At 69.2% G+C, this 12,401-nt stretch carries 12 protein-coding genes and 1 pseudogene; 5 read left to right on the top strand and 8 right to left on the bottom strand.

The window, feature by feature from the left end:
• Nucleotides 1–80: 80 nt before the first annotated feature.
• A complete protein-coding gene (locus BDK92_RS27895; protein WP_121159365.1) occupies nt 81–530 on the bottom strand; it encodes a hypothetical protein in 450 nt (149 codons plus the stop codon).
• Nucleotides 527–1,948, bottom strand: a complete 1,422-nt coding sequence (locus BDK92_RS27890; RefSeq protein ID WP_121159364.1) for an O-antigen ligase family protein — start codon at nt 1,946–1,948, stop codon at nt 527–529. Before BDK92_RS27890 ends, BDK92_RS27895 begins: the two co-directional genes overlap by 4 nt.
• Before the next feature lie 264 nt (nt 1,949–2,212).
• Between BDK92_RS27890 and BDK92_RS27885 the strand changes: the two genes are divergently transcribed.
• Nucleotides 2,213–2,779 (top strand): dihydrofolate reductase family protein, encoded by a 567-nt coding sequence (locus BDK92_RS27885; protein WP_121159363.1) that lies wholly within the window; start codon nt 2,213–2,215, stop codon nt 2,777–2,779.
• A gap of 52 nt (nt 2,780–2,831) precedes the next feature.
• Here BDK92_RS27885 and BDK92_RS27880 read toward each other — a convergent pair whose 3' ends face one another.
• Complete coding sequence (locus BDK92_RS27880; RefSeq protein ID WP_121159362.1) at nt 2,832–3,809, bottom strand: GlxA family transcriptional regulator; 978 nt, start codon at nt 3,807–3,809, stop codon at nt 2,832–2,834.
• A 531-nt stretch (nt 3,810–4,340) separates the two neighbouring features.
• On the opposite strand from BDK92_RS27880, the gene BDK92_RS27875 reads away from it, so the two are divergent.
• The 3 genes from BDK92_RS27875 to BDK92_RS27865 all read left to right on the top strand — a co-directional run bounded on the left by BDK92_RS27875 (nt 4,341) and on the right by BDK92_RS27865 (nt 7,383).
• Nucleotides 4,341–4,979, top strand: a complete 639-nt coding sequence (locus BDK92_RS27875) for an HD domain-containing protein (protein WP_121159361.1) — start codon at nt 4,341–4,343, stop codon at nt 4,977–4,979.
• 40 nt (nt 4,980–5,019) lie between these two features.
• The gene (locus BDK92_RS27870) at nt 5,020–5,982 is read left to right on the top strand and encodes an NADP-dependent oxidoreductase (RefSeq protein WP_342775855.1); all 963 of its coding nucleotides are present in this window, start codon (nt 5,020–5,022) and stop codon (nt 5,980–5,982) included.
• Between the two features lie 231 nt (nt 5,983–6,213).
• The gene (locus BDK92_RS27865) at nt 6,214–7,383 is read left to right on the top strand and encodes a glycosyltransferase (RefSeq protein ID WP_342775854.1); all 1,170 of its coding nucleotides are present in this window, start codon (nt 6,214–6,216) and stop codon (nt 7,381–7,383) included.
• Between the two features lie 507 nt (nt 7,384–7,890).
• Here the strand turns inward: BDK92_RS27865 and BDK92_RS41265 are convergent.
• Together BDK92_RS41265 and map are read right to left on the bottom strand one after the other, a co-directional pair.
• Nucleotides 7,891–8,013: pseudogene (locus BDK92_RS41265) on the bottom strand (DUF397 domain-containing protein); the annotation flags it as partial.
• Nucleotides 8,014–8,015: 2 nt separating this feature from the next.
• Nucleotides 8,016–8,786, bottom strand: a complete 771-nt coding sequence (gene map / locus BDK92_RS27855; RefSeq protein WP_121159357.1) for a type I methionyl aminopeptidase — start codon at nt 8,784–8,786, stop codon at nt 8,016–8,018.
• Between the two features lie 66 nt (nt 8,787–8,852).
• Here map and BDK92_RS27850 point away from each other — a divergent pair, with 66 nt between their 5' ends.
• The gene (locus BDK92_RS27850) at nt 8,853–9,155 is read left to right on the top strand and encodes a helix-turn-helix transcriptional regulator (RefSeq protein ID WP_121159356.1); all 303 of its coding nucleotides are present in this window, start codon (nt 8,853–8,855) and stop codon (nt 9,153–9,155) included.
• Between the two features lie 278 nt (nt 9,156–9,433).
• Here BDK92_RS27850 and BDK92_RS27845 read toward each other — a convergent pair whose 3' ends face one another.
• The 3 genes from BDK92_RS27845 to BDK92_RS27835 form a co-directional block, all read right to left on the bottom strand.
• A complete protein-coding gene (locus BDK92_RS27845; protein WP_121159355.1) occupies nt 9,434–9,832 on the bottom strand; it encodes a hypothetical protein in 399 nt (132 codons plus the stop codon).
• Nucleotides 9,833–9,920: 88 nt separating this feature from the next.
• Entirely contained in the window at nt 9,921–10,778 is an 858-nt protein-coding gene (locus BDK92_RS27840) for a sulfotransferase family protein (protein ID WP_170208705.1), read from the bottom strand.
• On the bottom strand, nt 10,775–12,400 hold the full coding sequence (locus BDK92_RS27835; protein WP_147457135.1) for a flippase: 1,626 nt from the start codon (nt 12,398–12,400) through the stop codon (nt 10,775–10,777). Before BDK92_RS27835 ends, BDK92_RS27840 begins: the two co-directional genes overlap by 4 nt.
• Nucleotide 12,401 lies beyond the last annotated feature (1 nt).

The raw sequence follows: 12,401 nt of genomic DNA, 5'->3' as shown, positions 1-12,401 counted from the left end.
TCGCGCCGGCCCGGAAACGGCCGGGCCCCGGAACCGTTGCGGTCGGTTCCGGAGCCCGGCTCTCCACCGGACCGTCGTCGTTACTTGACGATCTCGATGTTGTGCTCGTCGTACACGGTCTTGCAGCCCCGGTTGTCGCAGACCTGCAAGGTGGCCGAACCGAACGCGACGCCCTTGCGGAACGGCCGCTGGTCCGGGGTGACGGCCACGTTCAGCTTCTGCTCGTCACCGGTGCACGTCCGGATGTCGAGCGTCTTCTCGCCCTTGGCGATGCCGTTGCCGACCGCCTGGGTCACCTCCACCGAAACAGTGGTGTACGAACCGGGCGTGCAGGCGACCTTGACCGGCGCGAACACCACCGCGCCGTTCGCGTCGAGCCGGGCCTTGCCACCGAGGTTCAGCACCGCCACCGAGGGCGACTCCGACTGCACACTGACTGCGGCACCCGCCGGCAGGGCGAACGCCAGCACGGCGCCCGCCGCGATGGCGAGCAGCGCGAGCGTCGACGCTCGGAACCGAGAGAACTTCATGCTTTCTCCTTCGTGGTTGAACTGGAGGGATTCCCCCTGATGGCGGGCGCGGCGAGCCCGACGAGCAGCGCCCCGAGCAACGGCAGGACCGCGATGTGCCACAGGAAGTCGAAACCGCTGTGTACGGCGAACGCCGTCAGCGCGGCGAAGACGCCGGCCCGGATACCGGCCCGACGTTGGTGTGCGCCACCGCGCCGGATGGCGACCGCCATCGTCGCGAACAGCGCCATCAGCAGCAGTGCGCCGATCAGACCCAGATCGACGAGCAGTTGCAGGTACTCGTTGTGGGCGTACAGCGCCAGCGCACCGTTGCCGTTCGGCGTCACCCAGAGGAACCGGGCCTGCCCGATCCCGGTGCCGATCAACGGGTTGGCGCCGACGAGTTCGAGGGCGGCGGTGGCGGCGCCGCTGCGCCCGGGCGAGTCGAGGTTGCCCCGGCTGGCCAGGACCGCCCGTAGCGGGTCCGAACCCCACTGGCTGGCGAGCGCGATGGCGCCGAGCAGCAGCGCCCCGACCATCGCGCCGCCGCGTACCCGGGTCGGCAGCAGGACCGAACCGGTCACGATGAGCGCCCCGCTCACCAGGCCGATCGCGGCCAGCGCCGGCTGTGGTTGCGCGGTGCCCGGGGTCGACGGTACGACCGCGACGACGGCGATGCCCGCGCCCAGCAGTAACGGACCGGCCCGGGAGATGGTCGACCAGAGGCCGGCGGTCGCCGCCAGCACCATGAGCCCGGCCAGGAGCGCGATCAGCCCGGCCCGGCTCAGGGTCGCCCCGGTGCCGACCAGCAGCAGGTAGCCGGCCAGGGCGAGCGGCAGCGACCGGGGCCGGGTCAGCAGCAACGCGAGCGCCAGCAGCGCCAACGGGACGAGCAGCGCCGCCGCCGCGTTCGGGTAGGTGAGGGTGGAGGCGCCGCGCCACAGCCGGCCCTCGACCAGCACCGCGAACCGGGGCAACCGCCAGGCGACCCCGGCCCACGCGGTGACCGAGACCAGGACGCCCAGGCCGATCACCGCCTCGGCACCGCGGATCCGCTCACCGACGCTGGTCCGGGCCAGGATCAGCGCGACCGCGGCCACACCGGCAAGCGTGCCGACCGCGCCGAACGCGACCTCGTAGGCGTCCGCGATGACCGCCCGGACCAGGACCCAACCGGCCAGTGCCGCACAGGCCAGCGCCACCATCCGGGCGTCGACCTCGACCCTCGGGCGCAGCCGGAGCGCCGCCACGAGCGCCACCGCCACCAGCACCGTGACGAGGATCCGCCCGGCCGGGTAGTAGCCACCCTGCGCCACCACTGCGGCGGAGAGGGCCACGATCAGTACGACGACATGTCCGGGCAGCGCTACGCCGCCGTGTTCCTGTTCCAGGGCGTCGCCGACACAGGCGTCCGCCCCGGATTCCGCAGAAGTACGCACCAGTCCCCCGTGGACGTTCGTGGCGTTCTGTCATCCGGTGCCGCGTGCGTCGATGTTCCGCACGCACGCGGTGAGTTCGACCCGGAGCCGTCCGGTGGGACCGGCTCCGTCGAGCGTTACAACGGATAGACGCGTGGGGGGTGGGCCCAGTTGCAGCTCGTACGTGACGGAACCCCGACCCTCGGAAACAGACCAGGATGGATGTCGGACGTGGTATCGGACCGGCGGCACGGATCCGTCGGTACCCCATGTCACGATGCCCGCATGCCGAAGACGCAGTACTACACCGCGACCAGCGTCGACGGGTTCATCGCGGACCCGGACAACTCACTCGAGTGGCTGTTCCAGGCTGACTCGCGCGGAGAGGACCGCTTCGCACCCTTCTTCGCTGAGGTGGGGGCGTTCGCCATGGGCTCGACCACGTACGAGTGGGTGCTCGAACACGAGAAGCTGCTCGACCAGCCGCAGAAGTGGCACGACTACTACGGCGACCGGCCGAGCTGGGTCTTCACCCACCGCGACCTGCCGCCGATTCCGGGCGCGAACATCACCTTCGTCAGCGGTGACGTACGCCCGGTGCACGCGGCGATGACGGAGGCGGCGGGCGGGAAGAACGTGTGGCTCGTCGGCGGGGGCGAACTGGTCGGCGGCTTCGCCGACCACGGACTGCTCGACGAGATCATCCTCGGCGTCGCGCCGGTGACCCTCGGCGCCGGAAAGCCGCTGCTGCCCCGTCGACTGCTCTCCGACCGGCTTCGGCTGGTCGGGCTGGAACAGGTCGGCCAGTTCGCGTACCTCACCTACTCGGTGGCCGGGCCGGCGCGCCGTTAGGAGCCGCATCGAAGTCGGGCAGGACCATCCGTCGAGGCACGATCCTCGGGCATCAACCCGCGTTGGCGCGGCGGGCCGTGCTGAACCGGCGTTGGTAGGCGGCGGGGCTGATCGACAGTTTCCTGGCGAAAACCCGTCGCATGCTCTCGTAGCTGGGGAACCCGGCGAGGGTCGCGGCCTGCGTCGCGGTGTGTCCTTGGTCGAGCAGTGCCCTGGCCATGTCGAATCGGATGTTCTCCACGTAGCGGGCCGGTGTCGTGGACAGCTCGTCGTGGAAAAGCCGGGTGAGGTGCCGGGTGCTCACGTTGAGGTGTTTCGCGAGTTCACCGAGCGAGTGGTCCCCGCGGGGGTTCGCCGTCACCAGGTCGGTGATTTTGCGGAGCGCCGGCGAGCGGGGCGGCGGTCCCTGCAGTGGTGCCGAGAACTGGGACTGGCCGCCCGCACGCTGCATGTACACCACCAGGGCGCGGGCGACGTCACGCGCCAGGTCGGGCCCGTGGTCCTCTTCGACGAGAGCGAGCGCCAGATCGATACCGGCCGTCACCCCTGCCGACGTGTACGTGGTGCCGTCGCGAACGTAGATCGCGTCGGGCTCGACGCGGCACGTCGGATACTCGGCGGCCAGTTTGTGCGCGACCTGCCAGTGCGTGGTCGCGCGCTTGCCGTCGAGGACGCCGGCGGCGGCGAGGACGAACGCCCCGGTGCAGATCGAGGCGACCCTGCCGGCCACAGCCGCCGGTATCCGTGCGGCCTCCGCCAGGTCGGCGGGGACACGGGTGCGCGGATAGAGGTCGGACCCGGCCACCAGTAACGTGTCGAAAGCCGGCTCCGAGGAGACGGCGCCGTCGACCGCGATCCGGACTCCGAGGTTCCACGTGACGTCCGCACCGGTGGGCGACAGCAGCACGATCCGGTAGTCGGCACCGAACCGGTTCGCCTCCTTGAACACCTCGGCGGGACCGGCGACGTCCAGCAACGTCACTCCGTCGTAAACGAGGATCGCGACGCGATGGGGGTCCGTGTGCGCCACTGCGGTCCCTTCGGAGCCGGATCCGCGCGGTGAGCGGCCGGATCCCGGCGGCAACGACCGCCGTCGGGTCGGCGAAACAGGAGGCATGGACACCGTTTATTGGTAGCACGCGAAACAGAGCTGATAGGGATCCTCGTGGGCGGGGTTGCTCACGTTACGACTAATGCATGCAAACAAACTCTCCGTGATCTTCGCCTGATCGCGTGCACAGCGGGTTTTCCAAGAAACGCCGAAGCCGTTGCGAAGGCCGGCCCACGAAATCCTCATGCGGTAACCGATGTCCGTCGACTCATGCGATGAATCGGACACCAGGTGTCGCGTGGAACGGGTCGTGACGGACGACGCGAAGTCGCAGGATACGCGCTGAACCCGACTGCGGGACATCGGGTCACGGGTGAGGAGCAGGACTGATTTTGCCCCGTCCGGATATAAGTGATTCCTGGCCGAACAGAGGCGGCGGCGTACGACGATCGGTGGGCAGCATGGAGGTCGACACGCGGTCCGCACACACCTCCCGGAAGGTCAGAGATCATGCCAGAGAGCATCGCGGGTTTGGAGATTCCTGAGACAGCGGCGGTCGCCGAAGCGACCAAGCGCATCCAGGAGACGACCAGCCCCCTCATCTACCACCACTCCCGACGGGTCTTCTTCTTCAGCCTGATTCACGCTCACAAGCTCGGCGTGAAGCCGGACCCGGAGCTGCTCTATCTGGCGGCCATATTCCACGACGCCGGCCTACTGACTCCTTTTTCCGACGTCGAGCAGCGCTTCGAGGTCGATGGCGCCGACCACGCGCGCGCGTTCCTCCTGGATCGGGGTTTCTCGACGGCCGCCGCCGAGACCGTTTGGACGGCGATCGCGCTGCACACCACGCCGGGCATCCCCGACCGGATGGCCCCGGAAATCGCGACCATGTACCTCGGTGTCCTGACCGACGTGCTCGGCTTCGGTCTGGACGGCCTGGAACACGATCAGCTGGACGAAATCCTCGCCGTCCATCCACGAGGGGACTTCAAGAACGAGTTTCTGCGAGCCCACGTCGACGGAATGAAGAACCGTCCCGAAACCACGAACGGCACCGTGAACTCCGACCTGCTCGAACACTTCATTCCCGGCTTCCAGCGCGTGACGACGGTCGAGCGCATCATCGGCGCGCCCTGGCCGAGCTGACTACCGATACTGGGCTTCCCGATGCAGCAATCACCTACCCATGAACTCTCCTGGAAGGGAACCCCGCATGCGAGCGATCATCGTACGAGACCGTGACGCGGGTGTCAGCGGGCTCACCCTGACCGACCTGCCTTACCCCCACGCTGCGGAAAACGACGTCATCGTGCGCGTGCACGCCGCAGGCTTCACTCCGGGGGAGCTCGACTGGCCGGCAACGTGGTCCGATCGCGCCGGTCGCGACCGGACACCCACCATCCCGGGGCACGAGCTCTCCGGGGTTGTGGCCGAACTCGGCTACGGAACCACCGGCCTCACCGTGGGCCAGCGGGTGTTCGGACTGACCGACTGGGCCCGCGACGGATCCCTGGCCGAATACACCGCGGTGGAGGCTCGCAACCTCGCCCCCCTCGCGGCCGACATCGACCACACCGTGGCCGCCGCGCTGCCCATTTCCGGACTGACCGCATGGCAGGGACTGTTCGACCACGCCCACCTCACGACCGGCCAGACCGTCCTCGTGCACGGCGCCGCGGGCGGCGTCGGCTCGATCGCCGTCCAACTCGCGCGGGAGGTGGGCGCCCGCGTGATCGGCACCGGCCGGGCCGACGACCGTGATGTCGCGCTCGGCCTCGGCGCGCAGACCTTCCTCGACCTCGACGCCGACGATTTGCGGCACGTCGGCGAGGTGGACGTGGTGTTCGACGTCATCGGCGGCGACATCCTCAAGCGGTCGACCGAACTGGTACGCCCGGGCGGCACCGTCGTCACCGTCGCCGCGCCACCTACCGTGCGCCCCAAGGACGGGCAGGCCATCTTCTTCGTCGTCGAACCTGATCGCGCCCGGCTGACCGACCTCGCCGAGCGCCTCCGGGCCGGACGGCTCAACCCCATCGTCGGCGCTGTGCGACCGCTTTCCGAAACAGCCTCCGCGTTCGCCCGCCACCGCCGCACGCCCGGCAAGACGATCATCCAGGTCGCGGACGAACAAGCGGCTCGCGGCTGACCGGGCAAAGGCGTACGGCGGAACGCTTGAACGTCGCGCCAGATCTTTCGTTCTGAACATGCCGGGGTTGGGCTACAACCTCGCAATGAGGAGACTCGGATGGCCAGGGTAGTAGTTGGAGCGACTCCTTTCCAGGGACACGTGAGCCCGGTCCTCACGGTCGCGGCGGACCTGGTTGGACGTGGGCACGAGGTGGTCGTGTATACCGGGTCCCGGTTCGAGGAGCGCGCTTTGGCGATCGGAGCGCGATTTCAGGCACTGCCACCGGAAGCCGACCTCGACGACCGGAAGTTGGACGCTCTCTTCCCGGTGCGGGCCACGCTGCCACCAGGACCATCCCAGTTGTCGTTCGACTTCGAGAACTTCTTCCTCGGCCATCTGCCCGCGCAGGTGCGGGGCTTACGGGCGCTGCTGGCGAAGTTCCCCGCAGATGTAGTGCTCGGTGAACTCGGGTTCTGGTCGATACCGGTACTCAGCCTCTCCGCGGCGCCGGACGAACGCCCGACGCTCGTGACGCTGGGCTCTGTCCCCCTGCTGATCCAGAGCGAGGACACGCCCGCGTTCGGCGCCGGTATCCTGCCCACACCGGGTGAGGAGGCACGTGCCCGCAACCGGGCGACGAATGCTGAGGTGCGCCAGGTCTTTGCCGAGTTGCAGAGATTCGGCGAAGCGACGCTCGAGTCGTTGGGCGTGACGATGCCCGGTTACCTCTTCGACGCGCCTTTCCGCCGTACGGACCACTACCTGCAGCTCACCGTGCCCGGCTTCGAGTACCCACGCGGCGACCTTCCCGAGCATCTGCGGTTTGTCGGCACGCTTCCTCCGGCCCCCAGCGGCGACTACGCGGAGCCGGCATGGTGGCCCGAACTGTCGGCCGACCGGCCGGTGGTGGTCGTCACCCAGGGAACCGTCGCCAACACCGATCTGCATGAACTGGTCATCCCCACGGTGCGTGCTCTCGCCGGCCTCGACCTCCTCGTGGTGGTCGCCACCGCGCGTGAGGACGGGCCGGACCTGGTACGCCGGGCCCTGGCCGAAGTGCCGGACAACGTGCGGCTGGCAGGCTTCGTGCCGTTCGACCTGCTGCTGCCACACGCCGACGCATTGGTCACCAACGGCGGTTACGGCGGGGTGCAGACCGCCCTGTACTACGGAGTGCCGCTGGTGGTCGCCGGTGCCAGCGAGGACAAGCCGGAGGTGGCCGCCCGCGTCGAGTGGAGCGGCACCGGCGTCAACCTGCGCACCAGCATGCCGGAGGTGACCGAGCTGCGTGCCGCGGTGCAGACGGTGCTGCACGACCCGGGCTACCGTTCCCAGGCCGGGATCATGGCCAAGGAGATCGGCCAGTACAACCCGTTCGAAGCGATCGCCGACATCGTCGACGTGGCCGCCCGCCGCTGAGGGCGGCGAACGGAGATGACGTTCGGTCGGACGCAGATGATCTACTGGGCGGGTGAGCGACCGGCGAGACTTGATCATCCGCTGGCAGCGCGGCTGGGGCGTGGCCCGCGCGCTGCCAGCCGCCGAGGACGTCGGCGGCGGACTGCGGGTGCGGTGCATGCAGCCTGGTCGCGACGTCGAGTATGTCGCGCTCGACGCAGGCGAGGACCTCGCATCGCTCACCACGCTTGCCGAACTGGTCGCTGGCGAGGACAGCGTCACATGGCTGACCGTGCCCACCACCGAACCGGCGGAGGCGGCGGAGGCTCTGGAGGCCGCCGGCCTGATCGTGCTCAAGCGGTCGGAACTGCTGATGACGGCCGATCTTCGCAGGCATCCGCAGAACATTCCGGCTGCACCGTACCGGCTCCTGACCGAGGTCGACTCGTATCAGGGCGACTCCGTGGTCACGGCCACGGTACGGCACGAGTCGGGCGAGGTCGGTGCCCGCGGCGCCACGCCAGGGGCGTTCGACGTACCGGGGCTGACGAAGGCTCGCCACGCGTCGGGGCCGAAGGTGAGTACCGACCCCGACACGTCCTTGCTGTCGCGGACGCCGACGATGCCGGGAACCTCCTCCGCCACTTCGACGCCTACCTCGGCAAGGTCAGGACTTCGGCTCCGTCGTTGGTGATGGCGATCGTGTGCTCACTGTGCGCGGTCCGGCAGCCTGTCGCACTTCGGAGTGTCCAGCCATCGGCATCGGTGACGAGCTTGGCGGTGTCCGCCATGATCCATGGCTCCAATGCCAGCAGTAGCCCAGGGCGCAGCCTGTATCCCCGACCGGGCCGCCCTGTGTTCGGTACGTGCGGGTCCTGGTGCATCGTCGATCCGACGCCATGACCGCCGAACTCGGTGTTGATCGAATATCCCGCCTCGCTGAGGACCGTGCCGATGGCATGGGAGATGTCACCGATGCGGGCCCCCGGTCCGGCCGCGGCTATCCCTGCGCTCAGTGCCCGCTCGGTCGCGCTGATCATCGCGACGCTCTCCGGGGGCTTCGAGTCGCCCACGATGAAGCTGATGGCGGAGTCGGCGACGACTCCGCCGTTGGAGACGGCGAGGTCGAGTGACACCAGGTCGCCGTCGGCAAGCGTGTAGTCGTGTGGCAGCCCGTGGAGCACGGCGTCGTTGATCGACGTGCAGATGTAGTGGCCGAACGGCCCACGTCCGAAGGATGGCTCGTAGTCGACGTAGCAGGACTTCGCTCCAGCCTCGGTGATCATGGCCTGGGCCCACCGGTCGATGTCCAGCAGGTTCGTACCGACCGTGCTGCGGCTCTTCAGGGCCTGCAATATGGCAGCGACCAGGGCGCCTGCGTCCCGCGCTCGGGGCAGTTCGGTGGGGTCCAGGATCTCGATCATGCGACGCCTTACTCGTACGGCCAATAAGTATCCCGGCCATATTATCCCGGTACTAGAATCGGAGCCATGGTCAGGTTGCCGCTCACTCCCGAAGAGGTCGAGCGCGGACAGCGCCTCGGCGCCCTCCTGCGTCGAGCGAGGGGGACGCGTTCGATGCTCGGTACCGCGCTGGACGCGGGTGTTTCGCCGGAGACTCTTCGGAAGATCGAGTCCGGTCGCGTAGCCACCCCCGCCTTCCCGACCATCGCCGCGATCGCCGACGTCCTCGGCCTCTCCCTCGATGCGGTGTGGTCGGAGATCAACCAGTCAGACGGCGTGGTCGCACTCGCAAGATCAGGTCACAACTCAGGTGAGCGGTTGGCCTCGTAGACCTCGACCCCGCAGCTCCGTCGCAGTCGCCGACGACAGAGAGCGCCCGGGCATGGTTCTCAACCAACGTCCCCGGCCAGTACACCTAGGGCAGCCAGCGCTGACCCGCTGAAGCACTAGGCAAACGTGGCGTAGTTCGTTGCCGTCGGGTTCACCGAGGGCGAGCCGCCGGAGAGCCCTGACCGCCAAAGGTGCACAAGGACGGATCGGCGCGCGGCCGGGTCGAGGTTACTGTGCCCGCACCAGCTGTCCGCACTGTCCAGCAGGGTCTCGGCCAGTCAGTGTGCCTGCTGGAGGGCCTCGCGAACGGTGGGGTACGCGTTGTCGGTGCGCTGCTCTTCACCGTCGGTGTCGGGCCTGATCCACGGATAGCGCGGGTGTTCGCCGTCCAGGACGCGGCAGATCACATCGAGCGTGTCCGAGGGCACCGCTTCCTTGTAGGAGACGCAGTCGACTACCGGGATCAGCACTACGTTGTGCGGGTTCAAACGCGTTTCGAGAACGCCGTACGGCACCGGCAGCACCGAGATCCAGTCGTTGCCGTCGCCGTCACGATGTGACCATGGGGTCAGGCGTAGGACGGGATGCTGGAGGCCGAACCGGAAGCTGAAGCGGCGCCGGGACGGCGGCTTTGGCTTCCGATACGCGTACACGATGTCACCGGGCGCGGGACGCACTCATCGATTTTTCCTTGCTTCTTCAAGGAAACGGTGAACGTCGGTTGTACCCAAAGTGTCAGCGTGCGTGGGCGCGAAGACGTCGGACTCAGCCGTCGCGCCCCCACGGTTCGGACCAGCCGAGCAGTTCGTCGAGGCGGGCGTTGTGCGGCGCGAAGTACGCCGCCAGCCGGTCCCGCAGCTCCGGGGTGAGCTGCGACGGCCCACTGTCAACCCGGCGGGTGTGCCGGGCGAACGCCTCCGGGGTGAACGCCGGCAGGTCGAGGAAACGCAGGATCCCGGCGTACGTGCCCGCCGGGTCACGGCTCAGGTCCTCGTTGCGGGCCACGTGGATCCGCTCCCGGGGGATCTGCCCGAACCAACGCTCCAACTGCTCGGCGTAACGGCCACGGGCCGCGTACGAGTGGTTGCGCAACGCCCGATGGGCGGCCCGTGTGTCCGGCCCGTCGCGTAACGCGCGGTCCAGCCGCTCCTCCTCCGCGTCGAGCGCGTCCGCGAAGGAGAGCGGCTCGGCGCCGTACGAACGGGTGTGCAGGTAGTGCGAGTACGCCCGCTGCACCGGGTCACGCAACAGCGCCACGAACCGGGCCTCGGGCAGGGTCGCCGCCACCCGGGCCGGCACGCTCGGATGGAACAGGTAGTAGGGACTCGCCTCGAAGGTGCGCTCATCCGGGGCGAGGCGCGGGAAGTGGCCCCGGTACCAGCGCGTACCCCGACCGTGGTGCAGGCTGAAGAACTGCAACTCCTTGCCGGTCGCCACCCGTACCCCCGGGTGTGCCGCAAGGTAGTGGTAGAGCGACGTCGTGCCGCAACGCTGCCCACCGATGACCAGGAAATCGGGAAGCGGGCCGGCCGGTCCGGGGCGACCCGCCCGTCCCCACGCCCGCGCGGCCCGGACACCCCGGCGCAACTGGTCGGTGACCAGCCGTCGACCGACGCCGCTCACGAGCCGACTCCGGCACCGGTGTGGTCGGTCGCCGCCGCGCTCCGGCCCGCGCCAACGCTCGTAGCGTCGCCCCGACCCGCACCCCCGGCGGAACGCCGGGCACCCCGGCGGGTCACCGACCGCAACACCATCACGTCCTCCCGACTGAGTCCCAGGGCGAGCACCGCGCCCAGGTAGACCACGACGATCGTGACCAGGCCGAGCACGAGCTGCGCCCCCCAACCCGGCACCAGCGACCGCACACCGAATCCGGCGGCCAACGCGAGCAGCGCCGCACCGAGCCCCTTCACCATGCCAACGGTGACCGGCACCGCCCGCACCAGCACCCGGACCTGCCAGACCCGGGCCACGTTCACCACGGCGAGCGAGATCGCCCAGGCGACCGCCGCGCCGAGGATTCCGTGCGCCGGGATGAGCCAGAGGTTGAGCAGGATGTTGAGCAGCAGCGCGGCAAGGTTGTCGAACATGTTGACCGAGACCCGGCCGGACATGTTCAGCAGCGTTCCGCACGGCCCGGTCGCCGCGTTGACCAGCTGCCCGAGCGCCAGCACGATCGTCACCGCCGCGCCACCGGCCAGGCCGGGCCCGCCGATCAGGCGCAGTAGCTGTTCCGGGAAGACCAGCAGCGCCACGAACGCCGGCAGCGAGAGTCGTACCACCCAGCCGGTCGCGACCGCGTAGATCCGGCGTACCTCGTCCCACCGCTCCTGGTGGTAGAGATGCGCCAGGTAGGGGCCGAACGACGCGTTGATCGGCGCCAGCACGAACACCGCGACCGTGACCAGCCGGGTCGCCACGTGATAGACGCCGATCTTGTCGGCCCCGTAGTCGAAGAAGCCGAGCAGCAGCGCGTCCACCCAGATCAACCCGGTCGAGGAGATCGACGAAACCCAGCTCACCGTGGAGAACCGGAACAGCTCGCCGGGCCGGTACACCGGCCGCGCCGCCGGCACCCGGCCCAGCATCCGGGCGAGTGCGACGAGGGCGAGCCCGGCCGCGCTCCAACTCGCCACCACCAGCGCCCAGAACGCGCCGGTGAGACCGGCACCGACGAACAGCGCCAACGCGGTGAGCAGCAACCGGGTCACCGGCTCGTACACCTGCCCGATCAGGGCGTACGCCCGCTGCCTGCGCCAACCCCGGGTGGCGGCGAGCGCCGCCTCGCAGACGGTGGCCGCCGGCAGGGCCAGCGCGACCAACCGCAGCCCTCCGGTGAGCTGCGGATCGTGCAGCGCCCTGGCCAGCCACGGTGCGCCGACAGCAAGCCCGAACGCGATCACGGTGGACGCCGCCGCCGAGATGACCAGCCCGAGCCGGATCGTGCCCCGGATCGCGGCCGGATCGTCGTCGGCGAGGTGCACCGCCACGAACCGGGTCAACCCGGCCCGGAACCCGGAAAGCGAAAGGAGTCCGAGCAGCGACAACACCGCGTAGACCTGGGCGTACCGACCGACCTCGCGGACCCCCAGCACGCGCGCCAGCAGCAGCATGACCAGGAAGAGCGCGGCCTGACTCAGCACCGCGCCGGCCAGGTTCAGCACACCGCCACGGGCCATTCCGCGTACCTGTTGGTCGCCGGTCTCCGATGTGGCCGGCGGCCGGCCGCCAGGCTCGCCGCTCACC

Source organism: Micromonospora pisi (assembly GCF_003633685.1).
Taxonomy (GTDB): Bacteria; Actinomycetota; Actinomycetes; order Mycobacteriales; family Micromonosporaceae; genus Micromonospora_G; species Micromonospora_G pisi.
This window is presented reverse-complemented; position numbering and strand designations above follow the sequence as displayed.